The sequence below is a fragment of the Luteipulveratus flavus genome (assembly GCF_029439465.1).
GTDB classification, from domain to species: domain Bacteria; phylum Actinomycetota; class Actinomycetes; order Actinomycetales; family Dermatophilaceae; genus Luteipulveratus; species Luteipulveratus flavus.
Genome location: NZ_JAROAV010000037.1, coordinates 38,126 through 57,249, shown reverse-complemented (window position 1 = coordinate 57,249; position 19,124 = coordinate 38,126). Strand labels below are relative to the sequence as shown.

18 protein-coding genes are annotated in these 19,124 nt (G+C 71.0%); 8 read left to right on the top strand and 10 right to left on the bottom strand.

Annotated elements, in window-relative coordinates; all coding sequences use genetic code 11:
* Positions 1-24 precede the first annotated feature (24 nt).
* Positions 25-933 (top strand): aldo/keto reductase, encoded by a 909-nt coding sequence (locus P4R38_RS15135; protein WP_277192896.1) that lies wholly within the window; start codon positions 25-27, stop codon positions 931-933.
* A gap of 31 nt (positions 934-964) precedes the next feature.
* Here P4R38_RS15135 and P4R38_RS15130 read toward each other — a convergent pair whose 3' ends face one another.
* On the bottom strand, positions 965-1,366 hold the full coding sequence (locus P4R38_RS15130) for a hypothetical protein (RefSeq protein WP_277192895.1): 402 nt from the start codon (positions 1,364-1,366) through the stop codon (positions 965-967).
* Positions 1,367-1,528: 162 nt separating this feature from the next.
* Between P4R38_RS15130 and P4R38_RS15125 the strand changes: the two genes are divergently transcribed.
* Positions 1,529-1,924, top strand: coding sequence for a VOC family protein (locus tag P4R38_RS15125; RefSeq protein WP_277192894.1), 396 nt, complete (start codon positions 1,529-1,531; stop codon positions 1,922-1,924).
* A 3-nt stretch (positions 1,925-1,927) separates the two neighbouring features.
* Entirely contained in the window at positions 1,928-2,158 is a 231-nt protein-coding gene (locus P4R38_RS15120) for a hypothetical protein (protein ID WP_277192893.1), read from the top strand.
* 10 nt (positions 2,159-2,168) lie between these two features.
* Here P4R38_RS15120 and P4R38_RS15115 read toward each other — a convergent pair whose 3' ends face one another.
* Positions 2,169-2,519: a UBP-type zinc finger domain-containing protein gene (locus P4R38_RS15115; protein WP_277192892.1), complete on the bottom strand. Its 351-nt coding sequence runs from the start codon at positions 2,517-2,519 to the stop codon at positions 2,169-2,171.
* Between the two features lie 247 nt (positions 2,520-2,766).
* Here P4R38_RS15115 and P4R38_RS15110 point away from each other — a divergent pair, with 247 nt between their 5' ends.
* The 4 genes from P4R38_RS15110 to P4R38_RS15095 are packed head-to-tail and all read left to right on the top strand — an operon-like array spanning position 2,767 to position 10,384.
* Positions 2,767-5,331 carry a DEAD/DEAH box helicase gene (locus P4R38_RS15110; RefSeq protein WP_277192891.1) on the top strand — a complete coding sequence of 855 codons (2,565 nt, stop codon included), beginning with the start codon at positions 2,767-2,769 and terminating at the stop codon, positions 5,329-5,331.
* Complete coding sequence (treY, locus tag P4R38_RS15105; protein WP_277192890.1) at positions 5,328-7,988, top strand: malto-oligosyltrehalose synthase; 2,661 nt, start codon at positions 5,328-5,330, stop codon at positions 7,986-7,988. The genes P4R38_RS15110 and treY overlap by 4 nt, the downstream gene beginning before the upstream one ends.
* Entirely contained in the window at positions 7,989-9,752 is a 1,764-nt protein-coding gene (gene treZ / locus P4R38_RS15100; protein ID WP_277192889.1) for a malto-oligosyltrehalose trehalohydrolase, read from the top strand.
* A complete protein-coding gene (locus tag P4R38_RS15095) occupies positions 9,749-10,384 on the top strand; it encodes a hypothetical protein (RefSeq protein ID WP_277192888.1) in 636 nt (211 codons plus the stop codon). The genes treZ and P4R38_RS15095 overlap by 4 nt, the downstream gene beginning before the upstream one ends.
* 162 nt (positions 10,385-10,546) lie before the next feature.
* On the opposite strand, the gene P4R38_RS15090 is transcribed toward P4R38_RS15095, so the two are convergent.
* Complete coding sequence (locus P4R38_RS15090) at positions 10,547-10,816, bottom strand: hypothetical protein (RefSeq protein WP_275238002.1); 270 nt, start codon at positions 10,814-10,816, stop codon at positions 10,547-10,549.
* A 130-nt stretch (positions 10,817-10,946) separates the two neighbouring features.
* Here P4R38_RS15090 and P4R38_RS15085 point away from each other — a divergent pair, with 130 nt between their 5' ends.
* Entirely contained in the window at positions 10,947-11,123 is a 177-nt protein-coding gene (locus tag P4R38_RS15085; RefSeq protein WP_275238003.1) for a hypothetical protein, read from the top strand.
* Positions 11,124-11,133: 10 nt separating this feature from the next.
* Here the strand turns inward: P4R38_RS15085 and P4R38_RS15080 are convergent, their stop codons facing one another.
* From P4R38_RS15080 to P4R38_RS15050, 7 genes are all read right to left on the bottom strand, one after another.
* Positions 11,134-11,670: a GNAT family N-acetyltransferase gene (locus tag P4R38_RS15080; protein ID WP_277192887.1), complete on the bottom strand. Its 537-nt coding sequence runs from the start codon at positions 11,668-11,670 to the stop codon at positions 11,134-11,136.
* A gap of 49 nt (positions 11,671-11,719) precedes the next feature.
* A complete protein-coding gene (gene pstB / locus P4R38_RS15075; RefSeq protein WP_275238005.1) occupies positions 11,720-12,496 on the bottom strand; it encodes a phosphate ABC transporter ATP-binding protein PstB in 777 nt (258 codons plus the stop codon).
* Between the two features lie 42 nt (positions 12,497-12,538).
* Positions 12,539-13,462 carry a phosphate ABC transporter permease PstA gene (gene pstA, locus P4R38_RS15070; protein WP_277192886.1) on the bottom strand — a complete coding sequence of 308 codons (924 nt, stop codon included), beginning with the start codon at positions 13,460-13,462 and terminating at the stop codon, positions 12,539-12,541.
* Positions 13,459-14,472: a phosphate ABC transporter permease subunit PstC gene (gene pstC, locus P4R38_RS15065; RefSeq protein WP_277192885.1), complete on the bottom strand. Its 1,014-nt coding sequence runs from the start codon at positions 14,470-14,472 to the stop codon at positions 13,459-13,461. Before pstC ends, pstA begins: the two co-directional genes overlap by 4 nt.
* 84 nt (positions 14,473-14,556) lie before the next feature.
* Complete coding sequence (gene pstS / locus P4R38_RS15060; RefSeq protein ID WP_277192884.1) at positions 14,557-15,696, bottom strand: phosphate ABC transporter substrate-binding protein PstS; 1,140 nt, start codon at positions 15,694-15,696, stop codon at positions 14,557-14,559.
* 187 nt (positions 15,697-15,883) lie between these two features.
* Positions 15,884-16,837, bottom strand: a complete 954-nt coding sequence (locus P4R38_RS15055) for an NUDIX hydrolase (protein ID WP_277192883.1) — start codon at positions 16,835-16,837, stop codon at positions 15,884-15,886.
* The gene (locus P4R38_RS15050) at positions 16,834-19,119 is read right to left on the bottom strand and encodes an RNA degradosome polyphosphate kinase (RefSeq protein WP_277192882.1); all 2,286 of its coding nucleotides are present in this window, start codon (positions 19,117-19,119) and stop codon (positions 16,834-16,836) included. Before P4R38_RS15050 ends, P4R38_RS15055 begins: the two co-directional genes overlap by 4 nt.
* Between the last annotated feature and the right edge of the window lie 5 nt (positions 19,120-19,124).

Genomic DNA, 19,124 nt, shown 5'->3' with positions numbered 1-19,124 from the left:
GGTCGGGCTCCTACAGTGGCGGGCATGGCTGAAGCGCTCGTCCTCGGCACGATGTACTTCGGCGGCCGCATCGACACCGCCACCTCGTTCGCGCTCGTCGACCGGTTCGTCGCGGCCGGCGGCCGGATGCTCGACACCGCCAACGCGTACGCCTTCTGGGCCGGAGGCAGCGGCCTGTCCGAGACCGCCATCGGCGAGTGGCTGCGCGCGAACCCGGGCGCCGATGTCGAGGTCGCCTCCAAGGTCGGCATGACGCCCGCGGGTGACGGCGTCGAGGGGCTCGGCGCCGACGTCGTTCGGCGTGAGCTGGTCGGGTCCCTCGACCGGCTCGGGCTGGACCGCCTCGACGTCTACTGGGCGCACGGCGAGGACCGCTCGACGCCGGACGAGGAGGTCGTCGAGACGTTCGGCGCGCTCGTGCAGGAGGAGCTGGTCGGGCGGATCGGCCTGTCCAACCACCCGACCTGGCGGGTGGAGCGGATGCGGATGCTGGCCCAGCAGCGCGGCCTGCCGGAGTTCGACCTGCTGCAGCTGACGACCTCCTACGTCGAGCCGCGCCCGGGTGCGCACGTCGAGGGCAAGGACCACCCGTACGGCTTCGCGAACCTGGAGACCGCCGACTACCTGGCGGCCCACCCGGACGTCGGGCTGTGGGCGTACTCGCCGCTCATCCAGGGCGCGTACGACCGCGACGACCGGCCGCTGCCGACGGCGTACGACCATCCGGGGACCTCGGGGCGGCTGGCCGTCCTGGGCGAGGTCGCCGCCGAGCTGGGCGCCAAGCCGGGTCAGGTCGTGCTCGCCTGGCTGCTCGCCCGGGACGTCCGCCCGATCATCGGCACCAGCTCGATCGCGCAGCTGGACGAGGCGATCGAGGCGGCTGCGCTGACGCTCACCGAGGACCAGCGCCGCCGTCTCGACGAACCGGCGTGACCGGCGTGCCCGCCGCCGGCGGGCCGGACGCTCAGGCGGTGCGGGCGCGGCGCAGCGCGGCCAGTGCGCGCGAGGCCAGGTAGCCGGTCGTCACACCGACCACGAAGCCGGCGATCATGTGCCCGATGTGCCGTGAGTCGGCGGGGAAGACCAGCGCGATCAGGACGACGACCACGACGGCGACCACCAGGATCAGCCACGACGGCGTCGTGATCCGGTGCGGGATGACCCAGGCGACGATGTTGCCGACGACCCAGCCGATGAGCGGCGCGGTCAGCCAGTCGGGGCCGGGGAGGTGCTCACCGGTCGGCTTGAACAGCACGCAGATCAGCAGGAGAGCACCGAGGAAGACGACGTCGGCGACGATCCACAGGAGGGCCTCCTGACGCGCGTTGAGGTCGGAGCTGGGTGCTGCCTTCGGGACGTGACTCATCGACATCTCCTGCTGCTCGGCGGAAGTTACGCATCAGTAATGAGGAGTTTTCTACACCCGCGGCCGTCGTGGAGGGAAGTCGCCGTCCACGGCGTACGACGTGGACGGCGACCGCCCGATAACCGGTGGCGGGGACGTCGGCTGCGGCAGGAGGCTCGGACCATGAAGACCGCCGTGAGTCACGTGACCTTCGACTGCCGCGACGCCTACGCCCAGGCCGCCTTCTGGTGTCAGGTGTTCGACGTCCCGGTCGACGCGGAGGACCACCCCGGTGACCCGGAGGCCATCGTCCGGGTCGAGGGCGGGCCGACCCTGCTGTTCGTCCAGGTGCCGGACGACAAGGCGGTCAAGAACCGCGTCCACCTTGACCTTCGGCCGGGCATCCCGCGGGACGAGGAGGTCGAGCGGCTGCGCAGCCTCGGCGCCACGCAGCGCGACGACCAGCGGCGACCGGACGGCACCGGGTGGGTCGTCATGACCGACCCCGAGGGCAACGAGTTCTGCGTCGAGCGCAGCAGGGCCGAGCGCGACGCCGGCCCTCGCCCGGCGGAGGGCTGAGCCGTGGGGAGCGGTCGCCCGGACGGGTTCGCGTACGTCGTGGAGGGGGAGTCCGTCGTGATCCGCCACCACGGCCGGCGCGCGGCGACGCTGCGTGGACGGCGGGCGGCCGACTTCCTGGAGGACGTCGAGGCGGGCGACGCCCAGCAGCTGATGGCCCGGGTCACCGGCGCGTACAAGCACGGCAACGAGCGCACGGCGCGCCAGCATCCGCGCAACCGCGGGCGCGGCTGAGCCCGCCCGATCAGCGGTGGATGTGGTCCTGCCAGTCGTCGGGCAGGCGGTCCGCCGGCCCGGGCGCGGACTGGCCGGACGGGTGGCTCTGCGGGTCCGCGAGCCGGGGGCCGTCGACGGGCGCCTGGGCCTCGAAGCTCCAGAACCAGTCCTCACCCGGCTCGTAGCTCTGCATCACGGGGTGACCGGTCTGCTGGAAGTGGGCGGTGGCGTGCTGGCCCGGGCTGGAGTCGCAGCAGCCCACGTGACCGCACTGAGCGCACCGCCTCAGGTGCACCCACCAGCCGCTCGCGGCCTCGCACTCCACGCACCCGGTCCCGGACGGCGCGACGCCGGCGTCGATTCCCTCGATCGTGGTCATGGCCCCACTCAAGCCCCACCCCGCCCGCCCCACAAGCCCCTGCGGCGCCCGCCGCCGCGCCATCCCTCATCGCGATTCTCGTCTGTCCGGCCCGGCATGGAGCGCCGGGTAGTCGAAACTCGCGGTGGGGAGGCGGCGGATCTCGTCTGTCCGGCCCGGCATGGAGCGCCGGGTAGTCGAGATTCGCGGAGTCTGGGGGTGGGGGAAGCGGTCGGGTGAGGGACGCGTACGCGAGGATGGGTCCGCGATGAACCTCACCGACCGAATCCCTGCCGAACCCGGCCCCGACGCGCTGTACGACGCGTTCGCGCGGTGGGCGACCGAGCGCGGGCTGACGCTCTACCCGCACCAGGAGGAGGCGGTCATCGAGATCGTCGGCGGCGCGAACGTCATCCTCGCGACGCCGACCGGCTCCGGGAAGTCGATGGTCGCCACGGCCGCCCACTTCGCGGCGCTCGCCGAGGACCGCGTCTCCTTCTACACCGCACCGATCAAGGCGCTGGTGAGCGAGAAGTTCTTCGCCCTGTGCGAGATCTTCGGCGCGGACAACGTCGGCATGCTCACCGGCGACGCTTCCGTCAACGCCGATGCCCCGATCATCTGCTGCACCGCCGAGGTCCTCGCCAACATCGCACTGCGCGAGGGCCCCACCGCCGACGTCGGCATGGTGATCATGGACGAGTTCCACTTCTACTCCGAGCCCGACCGCGGCTGGGCCTGGCAGGTGCCACTGCTGGAGCTCCCGCAGGCGCAGTTCGTCCTCATGTCGGCGACCCTCGGCGACGTCGCGATGTTCGAGCAGGACCTCACCCGCCGTACGGGGCGTGCCACGGCGACCGTCGCGACGGCCGAGCGGCCGGTGCCCTTGTCGTTCTCCTGGGCGATGACGCCGCTGCACGAGACGCTCGAGGAGCTGCTCACCACCCGTCAGGCGCCGGTGTACGTCGTGCACTTCACCCAGGCGGCCGCGCTGGAACGGGCCCAGTCGCTGATGAGCCTGAAGATCGCGTCCAAGGAGGACCGCGACAAGATCGCCGAGATCATCGGCGGGTTCCGGTTCGCCGCGGGCTTCGGCAAGACGCTGAACCGGTTGGTGCGTCACGGGATCGGCGTCCACCACGCGGGCATGCTGCCCAAGTACCGCCGCCTGGTGGAGACGCTCGCACAGGCGGGGCTGCTCAAGGTCATCTGCGGCACGGACACGCTCGGCGTCGGCATCAACGTCCCCATCCGCACGGTGGTGTTCACCGGCCTGACCAAGTTCGACGGCTCCCGGCAGCGCGTTCTCAAGGCGCGCGAGTTCCACCAGATCGCCGGCCGGGCCGGACGCGCCGGGTACGACACGAGCGGCTCGGTGGTCGTCCAGGCGCCCGAGCACACGATCGAGAACGCCCGCGCGCTCGCCAAGGCCGGCGACGACCCCAAGAAGCAGCGCAAGGTGCAGCGCAAGAAGGCGCCGGAGGGGTTCATCAGCTGGTCGGAGGACACCTTCGACCGGCTCGTCGAGGCGCAGCCGGAGGCGCTGCAGTCCCGCATGCGCGTGACCCACTCGATGCTGCTGAACATCATTGCGCGAGAAGGAGATCCGTTCACCGGTGTCCGCCGGCTGATGCGCGACAATCACGAGGACCCGCGACGTCAGGCTCGTCTCTCCCGTAAGGCCGTCACCCTCTACCGCGAGCTGCTCGCCGCGGGTGTCGTCGAGAAGCTGTCCGTCCCCGAGGCCGACGGCCGCCAGGTGCGGCTCACCGTCGACCTGCAGGACAACTTCGCGCTCAACCAGCCACTCGCGCCGTTCGCGCTCGCGGTGCTGGATGTGCTGGATCCTGAAGGGGATTCGTACGCCGTCGACGTCGTGTCCGTGATCGAGTCGATCCTGGACGACCCGCGCCCGATCCTGATGTCGCAGCAGTTCAAGGCCCGCGGCGAGGCCGTCGCCGAGATGAAGGCCGACGGCATCGAGTACGACGAGCGGATGGAGCTGCTGGAGGAGGTCACCTGGCCCAAGCCGCTGGCCGAGCTGCTGGAGGCGACGTTCGAGACATACCGCAGCGGGCAGCCGTGGGTCGCCGAGAACGCCCTGTCGCCCAAGGCCGTCGTACGTGAGATGTACGAGAACGCCTGGAGCTTCGGCGATCTCGTGAAGCAGTACGAGCTGTCGCGCTCCGAGGGGATCGTGCTGCGCTACCTCACCGACGCGTACCGCACGCTGCGCCAGACGGTGCCCGACAGCCGGAAGACGACCGAGGTCGAGGACGTCATCGAGTGGCTCGGCGAGCTGATCCGGCAGACCGACTCCAGCCTGCTCGACGAGTGGGAGGCGCTGACCAACCCCGACGAGCTCGCCGCCGGTCTCGACACGGCTCGACCTGGGGGGCTCGCCGGCTCGACCGGCGTGGAGCGCCCGGTCACGGCCAACAAGCGCGCGTTCCGCGTCCAGGTCCGCAACGCGATGTTCCGGAGAATCGAGCTCGCCGCCCGCCGCCGGTACCCCGCGCTCGCCGCCCTCGACCGCGACGCCGCCGAGGCGACGGAGCCGCCGACCGAGATCGTCATGGACGAGGCCGCCTGGCACGAGGACATCTCGGCCTACTTCGACGAGCACGACGAGATGGGTACGAGCCAGACCGCGCGCGGCCCGAAGCTGCTGCAGATCGAGGAGAAGCCGGACATGTGGGAGGTACGTCAGGTGATCGAGGACCCGGACGGCGACAGTGACTGGGGCATCGACGCGCAGGTCCCGCTGCGGGCCTCCGACGAGGCCGGTACGGCCGTGATCGTGGTCCTCGGCCTGAACAGGCTGGACGGATGAGCCGCCCGGTCACCGGGACGTACCGGTTGCAGCTGCACGCCGGGTTCACGTTCGCCGATGCCGCCGAGCAGGTCGACTACCTCGCCGGTCTGGGCGTCTCCCACCTCTACCTGTCGCCGATCCTGCAGGCCGTCCGCGGCTCGATGCACGGGTACGACGTCACCGACCACTCGCACATCAGCGAGGAGCTCGGCGGCATCGAGGGGTTCGAGGCGCTGGCCGCGCGCGCCCACGCGTACGACCTCGGGATCGTGGTCGACGTCGTCCCCAACCACATGGCGTTCGAGACGCCGGACAACCACCAGGTCTGGCAGCTGCTCAAGGAGGGCCGCGACGCCCCGACGGCCGACTGGTTCGACATCGACTGGAAGGCCGGCGGTGGCCGGATCGGGCTGCCCGTACTCGGCAAGCCGACCCTGGAAGCCCTGAGCGACAATGAGATTCGTCTGGACGAGCTGGATGGCGAACCCGTCCTGCGCTACTTCGACCACGTCTACCCGGTCGCGCTCGGCACCGACACCGGCGACGACGTGGGTGAGATCCTGCAGCGCCAGCACTACCGGTTGACCAGCTGGCGCGACAAGGACGAGGTGCTCAACTACCGGCGCTTCTTCGAGGTCGACGGCCTGATCGCCATCCGCGTCGAGCTGCCCGAGGTCTTCGACGTCACCCACGCCCTGCTGCTCGACCTGCACCACCGCGGGCTCATCGACGGCTTCCGCATCGACCACCCGGACGGCCTCGCCGATCCGACGGGGTACCTCGAACGCCTCAGCGCCGCCTGCGAGAAGGGCACGCCCGTCTGGGTCGAGAAGATCCTCGAGCCGGGGGAGCGGCTGCCGCGGGACTGGCGCTGCGAGGGCACCACCGGGTACGACGCCATCCGGGCCGTGCAGATCGCCCTGACCGACCCCGCGAGCGCGCCCGTCCTCGACCAGACCTGGGCGGACGCCGACGGTAACCGCTCGTTCGAGACGACGGTCCAGGAGTCCAAGCGGCAGGTCGTCGACCAGTCGCTGGCCCCCGAGGTCGAGCGCCTCACCCGCCGGGCGCGCGAGACGCTGCCCGACCTGGACCCCGAGCGGCTGCGCGAGGCCGTCGTGGAGCTGCTGGTCGCCGGCGAGGTGTACCGCGCGTACGTCCGGCCCGACCACCGGATGACCCGGACGACGCGTGCTCGCCTCACCGACGCGTTCGCGGGGGCGATCGGGCAGCGTCCGGACCTCGAGCCGGAGCTGACCGCGCTCATCCCGTTGACCGTGCTGGCCGACGACGACGAGGCCGCGACCGACTTCGGCATCCGGCTGCAGCAGACCTGGGGTCCGGTGATGGCCAAGGGCATCGAGGACACCTCGTTCTACCGCTGGCACCGCCTCGTCGCCCTGAACGAGGTCGGCGGCGACCCGACCGTCGTCGCCGACGCGAGCCCGCAGGCGCTGCACGACTGGGCGGCCTGGCAGCAGGAGCACTGGCCGCTCGGCATGACCACGTTGTCGACCCACGACAACAAGCGAAGCGAGGACGTGCGTGCTCGGCTGCTCGCGCTCGCCGGCGACCCGGACGCGTGGGCGGCCTGCTCGGCGGCGGCTCGGGTCGCGGCCGACGAGGCGGGCGTCGACCGGCCGACCGGCCACCTGGTGTGGCAGACCCTCGCCGGCGTCGGTGACATCGGCGGGGAGCGGCTGTCGGAGTACCTGCGCAAGGCCCTGCGCGAGGCGAAGGTGCACACCGCCTGGGTCGACGGGGACGAGGCGTACGAGCAGCGCGTCATCGACCTCGCGATCGGCGTGACCAAGGGCGGCCCGCTCAAGGACGCCATCGACGCGGCGCTCGAGGCGAACGCCGGCGCCATCGCCGCGACCACGCTCGGCGCGAAGCTGCTTCAGCTGATGCTGCCCGGCGTGCCGGACACCTACCAGGGCTGCGAGGTGGTCGACCTGTCGCTGGTGGACCCGGACAACCGCCGCCCCGTCGACTACGCCGCCCGCCGCGCCCTCACCGGCCGGGACGATGTCGCACCCGCCGGTCGAGTAGGCGAGCCCCCCAGGGCGAGCCGTATCGAGACCCCCGTAGCCGCGGACGGAGACTCTCCCCGGACGTCACCGGGTTTCGACTCGTCCTTCGCTAGCGCTCCGGACGGCTCAACCAGCGGGGGTGCGGACGGCTCAACCAGCGGGGGTGGGGACGGCTCAACCAGCGGGAGTGTGGACGGCTCAACCAGCGGGGGTGGGGGCGGCGGCTCAACCAGCGGGGGTGGCGACGGCTCAACCAGCGGGGGGCTGGACGAGGCGAAGATGCTGGTCACCCGGACGGCGCTGCAGCTGAGGCAGCGGGTGCCGGAGCTGTTCGGCGCCCAGGCGACGTACGCACCGGTGGTCTCCAGCAGCGAGCACGTGGTCGGGTTCGTGCGCCGGCACGAGCCGGGGCTGGTCGCCGGCGTGCTCGGCCGGAGCAGGCGGAGCGCCGTGGCCGTGCTCACCACGCGAGCAGGTCGACGTCTAGACCGCACAGGCGGCTGGTCGGACGCTACCGTCGAACTCGAGCCCGGGACGTGGCGCGACCTGCTGACCGGGCGCACGTACGACGTCGACGGGCCCGCCCGGTGCGCCGACCTGATGGCGACGCTCCCGGTGGCCCTGCTGGAGAGGCAGTCCTAGATGAAGCCGATTCGCGTGTGGGCGCCCACTCGCGATGACGTGCGTCTGGTGCTGGACGGCACCGACACCCCGATGTTCCGCGACCCGGACGGGTGGTGGAGCAGCGACGTCGAGCCCGAGCCCGGGATGCGGTACGCCTTCCGGCTCGACGGCGGCGACCCGCGTCCGGACCCGCGCTCCCTCAGCCAGCCCCAGGGCCCGCACGCCGCCTCCGAGGTGGTCGACCTCGACGCCCACGAGTGGCACGACGAGGGCTGGGACGGCTGCCGCCTGCACGGCGCGATCATCTACGAGCTGCACATCGGCACGTTCACTCCAGAGGGCACCCTCGACGCGGCCGCCGAGCATCTGGACCACCTCGCCTCGCTCGGCGTGACCCTGGTCGAGCTGATGCCCGTCGCCGCCTTCCCTGGCCGGCGCGGCTGGGGGTACGACGGTGTGGCCCCGTACGCCGTGCACGAGGCGTACGGCGGGGCGGCCGCGCTGCAGCGGTTCGTCGACGCCTGCCACCAGCACCACCTCGGGGTGTGCCTCGACGTCGTCTACAACCACCTGGGGCCGAGCGGCAACTACCTGCAGGAGTTCGCCCCGTACTTCACCGACCGCCACCACACGCCGTGGGGCTGGGCGGTCAACCTGGACGGCGGGGAGAGCGACGAGGTCCGCCGCTACCTGCGGGACAACGCGGAGATGTGGCTGCGCGACTTCCACCTCGACGCGCTGCGGCTGGACGCCGTCCACGCGATGGTCGACGACCGTGCCACGACCTTCCTCGAGGAGCTCGCCGAGTACGCCGACCGGCTCTCCGACGAGCTGGACCGGCCGGTGACGCTCATCGCCGAGTCGGACCGCAACGACCCCGCCACCGTCGCCAGGCGCGGCCCCGGCGGCATCGGCGGGGTCGGCCTCCACGCGCAGTGGGCGGACGACGTCCACCACGCCCTGCACGTCCTGCTGACGGGTGAGACCCAGGGTTACTACGCCGACTTCGCCGACCCGAACGCCATCGGGAAGGTCCTCGCGACGCCGTTCTTCCACGACGGCACCTGGTCCTCCTTCCGCGGCCGTACGCACGGTCGCCCGGTGCCGCCGGAGCTGCCGGGCTGGCGGTTCGTCGCCTCGCTGCAGACGCACGACCAGGTCGGCAACCGCGCCGGCGGCGAGCGTCTGTCGCACCTGGTGTCGCCGGGACGGCTGGCGTGCGCGGCGGCGCTGCTGCTGACGGGTCCGTACACGCCGATGCTGTTCATGGGGGAGGAGTGGGGTGCCTCGACGCCCTGGCAGTACTTCACCGACCACCAGGAGCCCGAGCTCGCCACGGCGGTGTCCCTCGGGCGACGAGCGGAGTTCGCCGAGCACGGTTGGGCGAACGAGGTCCCCGACCCGCAGGACGCGCGTACGGCACAGGCGTCGACACTGCGCTGGGAGGAGCTGGACCGGCCGGAGCATGCGGACCTGCTCAACTGGTACCGCTGGCTGATCCGGCTGCGGCGCGCCATCCCCGACCTGCAGAACTCGACGCTGGCCTCGACGCGGGTGACCCGGGTCGACGGCGTGATCACCGTCCACCGCGGAGCGCATACGGTGGTGGTCAACCTGTCCGGCCACGACGTGCCGCTCGACCTCCCGCAGGGCGAGGCGGTCCTCGGGTCGCGGGGCGCCTCCGAGCGGGCCAAGAAGGCCGTCGTCCACCCGGACGGCGTCGTGATCCGAGGCCCGAACGGCGGTGGCCACACCCACCTCAAGGAGCACGCGACGCCATGACCGACCAGCCCGGACGCCCTCGCCGCCCGGCCTTCCGGCCTCCTGCGGAGATGGACATCGAGGGCGAGTCGCCGGACCCTGCCCAGGTCAGCGAGGTCGCCCACGAGACGGCTGCCGTCCTGGTCGGTGCCGGACGGGCGACCCAGGATCCGCAGGTGCGTACGCGGCTGATCCACCTCGTCGACGAGCTCGGGCTCTCGACCGTGGCCGAGCTGTGGGCGGCCCGTCCGGCGACCAGCCTGCCCGGAGCACTGTGGCGCCTCTACACGCTGCGGGAATGGGTCCACCGGGACCCGGTCGGGGCCGCGGCCGACTACGACGCCGGGATGCGGCACGCGGACGTGGCCCACGCCGTGGCCGGGGCGGCCGACCCGTTCGGGCCGGAGCAGATCAAGGCTCTCGGCGACGAGATCCTGCGCGGGGTGTTCGAGGGTGACCTCGCGGTGGCGCTCGAGCGCGCTGCGGCGTTCTGCCGGGTGATCTCGATCGGTCGCGCCCACCGCGCGGACGACCAGGACGGGCACGACGAGCCGGGCGCGCAGGCCGCGACCCGGACGGCGTCCGCGCTCCTCGGGACGGCCGCTGACCTGCAACGATCCGCCTCGCTCTGGCGTACCGGGACGCTGGACTGACGACCGATCGGCGGACGGGTCGCCCGGTCCGGCCGAACCGGGAACAGAACGGCGTCGCCTCGGGTTAGCCTTGTTCGTGCGTCGGGCCGCGGTAGCCCCGGGTCCCAATATTCGCCGCTACGAGCGGCCACGCGCCGTGAGGCGCTTCCCGGCCCGACGCGCCTACTTCTTCTCGTCCGTGGTCGCCACGCGGATCTCGTGGACGCCCTTGCATGTCATCCGGTGCTCCAGCGCATCCCGCCTCGCCTTGTCGCGCGCGCGCCGCCCGTGGCCCTGCCAGTCGCAGCTGGTGCAGTAGCCGTAGGTGAAGCTGCCGCGCTCCTTGGTGTGGCCGTCCGGCTCCTGCAACGGCACCTCGGCCTTGATCTCCCGATGGCTGAGCAGCTTGAGCTGCGCGCGCAGCTCCTTGCGCTTCTTCGTCCGTTCGCCCACGTCTTCATTGTGAGACCGGGGTCAGGCACGTTCCGCAGTGAACGCGGACCCGTGACGAGACTCACAGGCTCAGCAGAACGCGGCCCTCTCGTTCCTACCGGAACCGTGACTGGGCGCTTAACCTGTGAGCATGGAGCGGAGTCTCGTCTCCTCGGTCAACGACGACGGAGGGGATGATGTGAACGACCGCGACCTGCGCGAGGAGATCGAGCTGGTCGCCGTGCTGGCGGCTGCCGCCCGGCTGCGGGCCCGCCGTCTCACCCTTGCCGAGATCGACCGCCTGCTCGGTGTCGCGTCCTCGAGCTGACGCGTCCTGGTCAGGACGGCGGGGCCGGGTCGCCCTCGTCCGAGGGGACGAGCGCCTTCTGGGCCCAGGCCACGTCCCGCCAGCGGCCGTGCTTCCAGCCGACCCCGCGGTAGGTCCCGACCGGCTCGAAGCCCATCGCCTCGTGGAACCGCTCGCTCGCAGCGTTCGGCAGCGTCATCCCGGCGGCCGCGGTCCGGTAGCCCCGCTCGACCAGCCGCTCCAGCAGGGCGTCGTACAGCAGCCGGCCGCCGCCCCGCCGACCGTGGTCCTGCTTCAGGTAGACGCTCACCTCGCACGACCACCGGTACGCCGCGCGCTCCCGGAACGGACCGGCGTACGCGTACCCGACCACGGCGCCTGCCTCCTCCAGGACCAGCCACGCGTGCGTACGGCGGGCCCGCTCGATGCGCTGCGCCATCTCCTCGGCGCTCGGCGCCACCGTCTCGAAGCTGATGGCGGTGTCAGTGACGTACGGCGCGTAGATCGCCGCGCAGGCCCCCGCATCGCCGGGTCGGTCGGCGTCCCGCACCACTCGGTCCTCGGTCATCACCACGGAGCGTAGACGGCGCCGACCACCCGCCTGCACGAACGATCGATCAGCCGAAACGGCCGGAGATGTAGTCCTCCGTCGCCTTCTCGTTCGGGTTGTTGAAGATCGTGGCGGTGTCGTCCATCTCGATGAGCCTGCCCGGCTTCCCGGTCTCCGCCAGGTTGAAGAAAGCGGTCCGGTCGGAGACGCGCGCCGCCTGCTGCATGTTGTGCGTCACGATCACGATCGTGTACGTCTCCTTGAGCTGGTTGATCAGGTCCTCGATCGCCAGCGTCGAGATCGGGTCGAGCGCCGAGCACGGCTCGTCCATCAGCAGCACCTGCGGCTCGACCGCGATCGCGCGGGCGATGCACAGCCGCTGCTGCTGACCACCGGACAGACCGGCGCCCGGCTTGTCGAGGCGGTCCTTGACCTCGTTCCACAGGTTCGCGCCGCGCAGCGACTTCTCGGCGACCTCGTCCAGGGCCTTCTTGCTCTTGACGCCGTTCAGCCGCAGGCCGGCCACGACGTTGTCGCGGATCGACATCGTCGGGAACGGGTTCGGCCGCTGGAACACCATGCCGACCGTCCGCCGGACGCCCACCGGGTCGACGTCGGCGGCGTACAGGTCCTGGTCGTCCAGCATGACCTTCCCCTCGACCCGGCCGCCGGGGATGACCTCGTGCATGCGGTTGAGGGTGCGCAGGAAGGTCGACTTCCCGCAGCCGGACGGGCCGATGAAGGCGGTGACGGAGCGGGGCTCCACGGTCATGCTGACGCCCTCGACTGCCTTGAAGTCGCCGTAGTAGACGTTCAGGTCACTGACGTCGATGCGCTTGGCCATGTGGGTTACTTCCTTGTTGCGTGGTCTGCGGGGGAGGGGCGGTCAGCGGTCGAGCTTGTTGAACCGGCTGATGAGCCGGCCCAGCAGGTTGAGGACGAGGATCAGCACGATCAGCGTGCACGCGGACGCCCACACGCGCTCGGAGTTGGCCTCGATCGCCATGTTGTCGCGGCCGGCGTTGATCATCGTGGGCAGCGTGCCCATCAGGCCGTCGAACAGGTTGGTCGAGATCGACCGGAAGTACGGCGCGAGGATCAGCAGCGGCGCGGTCTCGCCCATGACGCGGGCCAGGCCGAGGAGGACGCCGGTGACGATGCCGGAGAACGCGGTGGGCAGGACCACCTTGGTGATGGTCTTCCACTTGGGCACACCGAGGGCGTACGACGCCTCGCGCAGCTCGTTGGGGACGAGCTTGAGCATCTCCTCGGTGGAGCGGACGACGACCGGCACCATGAGCAGCACCAGGGCCAGGCAGACCGCGAACGCCATGCGGTCGAAGCCGAGCGTCGTGATCCACACCGCGTAGACGAACAGCGCCGCGACGATCGACGGGACACCGGTGAGGATGTCGACCATGAAGCTGACGACCCGCTTGAACCTCCCGCCGCCGTACTCGACGAGGTAGACGGCGGTCAGGACACCGATCGGCACGGCGATCAGCGCCGTCATGGCCGCCTGGATGAGCGTGCCCTGGATGGCGTGGGCGGCGCCGCCGCCCTCCTCGCGGTTGGTGATGCCCTGCTGGGAGTGGGTCCACCAGTCGGCGTGCAGCAGCAGGCTGCCGCCCTTCATGACGACCGTGGCGAGGATCCAGACCAGCGGCACCATGGCGATGAGGAACGCCAGCCACATCACGACGGTCGCGGCGCGGTCCTTGATGGCGCGGCTGGAGGACTTCGGCCCGAGCCCGCTGGTGAGACGTGCGGTCTGCGGGACCGACCCGGAGGTGGTGTCGAGGGTGCTCATTCGGTGAAGGCCTTCCGGCGCTCGATGACGATCCGCGCGATCGCGTTGACGACGAACGTCAGGACGAAAAGGACCAGGCCCGCGCTGATGTAGGCGCCGGTCTTGGACGGCGAGTCGAACTCACCGGCGTTGTTGGCGATCTTGGACGCGAAGGTCTCACCGCCGTTGAAGATGGACCAGCTCCACGGCGCACCATCGGGCAGCGACGACACGATGAACATGACGGCGATGGTCTCGCCGAGCGCCCGGCCGAGGCCCAGCATCGCGGCGGAGATCACGCCGGGCCTGCCGAAGGGCAGGACCGCGGTACGGATCATCTCCCACTTCGTCGCGCCGAGGGCCAGCGCCGCCTCCTTATGGGCGGTCGGCGTCTGCGCGAACACCTCGCGCGAGAGCGCGGTGACGATCGGCAGGATCATGATGGCGAGCACGACCGAGACGAACGCGATGGTGCTGGCCGCGCTGGCTCCGGTGTCCTCGAAGAGCGGGATCCAGCCGAGGGCCGCGATGAAGAAGCTCTGCACCGGCTCGAAGTACTGGCCGACGACGATGGCGCCCCACAGGCCGTACACGATCGAGGGCACGGCGGCGAGCAGGTCGACCAGGATGGCGGCGGGCTTGGCCAGCACGCGCGGCGCGTAGTGCGTGATGAACAGGGCGATGCACACCCCCAGTGGCACGGCGATGAGCATCGCGAGCACCGACGAGATGACCGTGACCCAGAGCAGCCGGGCGATGCCGAACCCCAGGTTGTCGGCGTCGGAGACGTCCCACTTCTGCGAGGTCAGGAAGTTCTCGTGGTTGTCGGCGAGGGACGGGACGGCCTGCACGAGCAGGAACACGCCGATCAGCGTCACCAGGGCGACGACCACGATGCCGGCGCCGCGCGCGGCCCCACCGAAGAGGCGGTCACCGAGGCGACCGGTGGAGGCGTTGTCGCCCGGGAGTGGATCGCGGCCGTCGGAATCAGGTGTCTCGTCAGTGACGGAGACTCCGGTCACGGAGCTCATGAGGGGGAATACCTATCTGACGTCTGGGACGGAAAACGCTCGTGTGGTGGGACGCCCGGACGGGCGCCCCACCACACGAGTGAATCACTGAATCGCGTTGATGGCGGTGCTGACCTTGCTGCGGATCTCGTCCGGCAGCGGCGCGTAGCCGATCTCCTCGATCTTCTTCTGCGCGTCCGCGGAGGCGAAGTGGTTCAGGAACGCCTTGACGCCCTTGGCCGTCTGCGCGTCCTTGTACTTGGAGCAGACGATCTCGTAGGTCACCAGGACGATCGGGTAGGTACCCGCCTCCTTGGTCGCGTAGTTCAGCTTCAGCTTCAGGTCGTTGCCCTGGCCGTCGACCTTCGCCGCGGCGATGGCCTTGCCGGCGGACTCGCCGGTCAGCTCGACGGCGCCCGCACCGTTGTCGATCTGCGCGATGCCGAGCTTGTTGTCCTTCGCAGCGCCCCACTCGGCGTACGTGATGCCGCCCTCGGTGCCCTTCACGGCGGACGCGACGCCGGCCGTCTTGGCCTTGCCCTCGCCCTTGCCCGCCCACTTCTTGGCCGGCTCCGCCGCCCACTTGGCCGCGGCCGAGCCCTTGAGGTACTTGGTGAAGTTCTCGGTGGTGCCCGACTCGTCCGAGCGGAAGAACGGCTTGATCGGGGTGGCCGGGAGCGTGACGCCCTTGTTGACCGCAACGATCTGCGGGTCGTTCCAGGTCGTGATCTTGCCCTGGAAGATGTCGGCCAGCAGCGCCGGCGTCAGGGTGAGCTTGTCGACGCCCTTGAGGTTGTAGGCGATCGAGATCGGGCCGGTGACCATCGGGATGTTCCAGGCCGGCGAGCCGCAGGCCTTCGCCGCGTCCTGGGCCTCGGTCTTGCCGTCGGTGCTCTTCAGCGCCGAGTCCGAGCCCGCGAAGCTGACCTGACCGGCGATGAACTTCTTGATGCCGTCGCCCGATCCGGTCGCGTTGTAGGTGACCTTCTGGTCGGCGCAGACGCTCTCGAAGCCGGAGATCGCCTCCTGGATGGCGTTGTCCTGAGCGGTCGAGCCCTCGGCGGTGATCGCCTTGGTGCCGCAGCCGGCGTCGCCGCCGGCCGCGCCCGCCCCGGTCCCGCCGGCCGACGTGCTCCCGGTGGAGTCGCCGCTGCCGGTGCTGTTGTCGTCGGAACCACAGGCGGACAGGGCAAGCGCCCCGACCAGGGCGACGGCGGACACTCGGCCGATGCGCGTGATCTTCACGTTCGAAACCTCTCGATGAGGACAGGATGTTCAAGGCCGGGCGGTTCACCCGACGGCAGGGACAGTAGGCAGGGCGTATGAAGCGATGTCCGCGCGCGGGTGAACGCGAGATGAACGTCGGCGGAGGCTCCTGACACGGTCGGGTAACGGCGACATGAGCGTGGTGTGAACACCGGCGTGGCGGGCCTCACGGCCGCTGGCGTTCCACCGTCACGATGCGCGCGCTCGAGCCGTGCCGGATGACCTGGCACACGACGGCCTCGCCCTTGTCGAGGCCGTCGTCGGCGAGGTCGGCGAGGATGCTGGCGGCCGCCGAGCCGGGCAGCGCCTGGTCGGCCAGCCGGGTCAGCAGGGCCGGCAGAAGCGGACGGTGCGTGCACATCGCGGTGGCCTCGGCCCGGGCGAGGACGCGTTCGACGTGCGTGGTCACCTTGGTCGGGTCCTGCTCGTACCCCTCCTCGGAGAGGCCGTTCTTGTTCCGGACCGGGACCTCGGCCGCCTTCGCGAACGGACCGACGGTCGCCAGGCACCGCTCGGCGGGTGAGGACAGGACCCGGGTCACGCCGTACGCGGCGATGACCGCGGCCAGGACCTCGGCGCGGGCGCTGCCGGCGGGGTCCAGCGGGCGTTCGCGGTCCGGTGGCTCCCAGGTCGAGCGGGGGAGGGACTCCGCGTGCCGGATCACCAGCAGGGGCCACGTCTGCAGCAGACCGCGTCGTTCGGCGTCCACGACCGCCTGCAGCTGCAGCCCGTCGCGTACGTGGGTCAACCGCTCGAACGCGGTGGCCGCCGGCAGCCACCGCACGTCGTCCACCTCGTGCAGCAGGGTCCCGTCGCCACCTGTCGCCTCGGCGGCCCAGTAGCGGACCTCCTTCAGCTCGCCGCGCGGCAGGGGGTAGACGGCCCGGGGCAACGGCATGCCGAGCCGGACGACCAGCCCGGTCTCCTCGGCGACCTCGCGGACGGCGGCGCCGGCCCAGGTCTCGTCCGGCTCGAGCTTGCCCTTGGGCCAGGACCAGTCGTCGTACCGCGGCCGGTGGACCATCGCCACCTCGAGACGGCCGTGCCGCCGCCGCCAGACGACGGCTCCGGAGGCCTCGACCGGACGGCTGCCCGCCGCTCGTGGCAGCGACGGGCTCACCGTCGGCGAGCCTTGCGTCGGCGCTTGGAGTACTGGGCGATCAGGTGGCTCTGCAGGTCCGAGAGCGGCTCGCCGTCGGGGGCGAGGTGGTGGCGCTCCCACTCGCCGTCGCCCTGCAGGTGCCAGGACGACGTGTCGTCCGAGACGCCCTCGTCCATCAGCTGGGTGAGCGTGTGGATGTGCCGGGGGTCGGTGACCCGGACCAGCGCCTCGACCCGCCGGTCCAGGTTGCGGTGCATCATGTCGGCGCTGCCGATGTAGCAGACCGGCTCCTCGCCCTCGATCTCGAAGAGGAAGATCCGCGAGTGCTCCAAGAACCGGCCGAGGATGGACCGGACGCGCACGCCCTCCGACAGCCCCTCGATGTCCGGGCGCAGCGAGCAGATGCCGCGGACCCAGATGTCGACCTGGGCGCCGGCCTGGGAGGCGCGGTAGCAGGCGTCGATGATCTTCTCGTCGACCAGCGAGTTCACCTTGATCGCAATGCGCGCCTGCTGCCCCTGCCGGGCGGCCTCGGCGACCGCGTCGATCCGCTCCACCAGGCCGGTCCGCACCGACCGCGGCGCGACGAGCAGCCGCTTGAACTTCGACCGGGGCGCCATCCCCGACAGCTGGTTGAACAGGCGGGAGAGGTCCTCGCCGACCTCGCGGTCGCAGGTCAGCAGCCCGAGGTCCTCGTACAACCGGGCCGTCTTGGGGTTGTAGTTGCCCGTGCCGACGTGGCAGTAGCGGCGGATCGACTCACCCTCCGAGCGGACGACGAGGCAGAGCTTGGCGTGGGTCTTCAGGCCGACCATGCCGTAGACGACGTGCACGCCGGCGCGCTCCAGCTTGCGCGCCCAGACGATGTTGTTCTGCTCGTCGAAGCGGGCCTTGATCTCCACGACCGCCAGCACCTGCTTGCCGGCCTCGGCCGCCTCGATGAGCGCGTCGATGATCGGTGAGTCGCCGCTGGTGCGGTACAGCGTCTGCTTGATGGCGAGCACCTGCGGGTCGTCGGCCGCCTGCTCGATGAACGCCTGCACCGACGTCGAGAACGAGTCGTACGGGTGGTGCAGCAGGACGTCCCCGGAGCGCATCGCGGCGAAGACGTCCGGCGCGGCGGCCCGCTCGACCGGTGCGAGGTCGGGGTGGGTCATCGAGCCGAACGCCGGCCAGCGCAGCTCGGAGCGGTCCAGGTCGGCGACGATGTTGAGCCCGCGCAGGTCCAGCGGCTCGGGCAGCCGGTAGACCTCCTTGGCGTGCACGCCCAGCTCGCGGACCAGCAGGTCCAGCACGTGCTCGTCCATCTCGTCGGCGACCTCGAGTCGCACCGGCGGCCCGAACCGGCGGCGGGTGAGCTCCTTCTCCAGCGCGGTGAGGATGTTCTCGGCGTCGTCCTCCTCCACCTCGAGGTCCTCGTTGCGGGTGACCCGGAAGGTGAAGTGCTCGTGCACCTCCATGCCGGGGAAGAGGTGGTGCAGGTGCTCGGAGATGACGTCCTCGAGCGTGACGAACCGCGCGTCGTACAACGTGTCGGCGCCGGGGGTGTCGGGCAGCCGGATCAGCCGGGGCAGCAGCGGCGGCACCTTGACGCGGGCGAAGTGCTCCCGCTCGGTCTTGGGGTTGATCAGCAGCACCGCGAGGTTGAGCGACAGGCCGGAGATGTACGGGAACGGGTGCGCCGGGTCGACGGCGAGCGGGGTCAGGACCGGGTAGATGACCTCCCGGAACAGGCCGTCCAGGTGCTCCCGGTCGGCGTCGGTCAGCTCGTTCGGACGCAGCAGCGTGATGCCCTCGTCCTCCAGAGCCGGCCGGATGTGGCGCTGGTAGACGCGGGCGTGTACGCCCATCAGCTCGTGGGCGCCCTCGGAGATCTCGTCCAGCACCTCGCGCGGCTCGAGCCCGGAGGCCGACGGCGTCGCGATACCCGCGGTGATCCGCCGCTTGAGGCCGGCCACGCGCACCATGAAGAACTCGTCGAGGTTGCTCGCGAAGATCGCCAGGAAGCGGGCCCGTTCCAGCAGCGGCACGGTCGGGTCGCTGGCGAGCTGGAGCACCCGCTCGTTGAACTGCAGCCAGGACATCTCGCGGTCCAGGAAGCGGTCCTCGGGGAGGATGGCCTCCTCGGGGAGCGGCTCCGGGGCGATCTGGATGAAGCGGCCGTTCTCCCCGCGCGGGCGGGGCAGGCGCTGCTTGAGCCGCACGACCGACCCGCCCTCGGCCAGCGTCTGCGTGGCGGCGGCGACGGAGTCCTCGGCCTCCTCCGGCTGGTCTGCGACGGCGTCCGGCTTGGTGCTCATGCCTC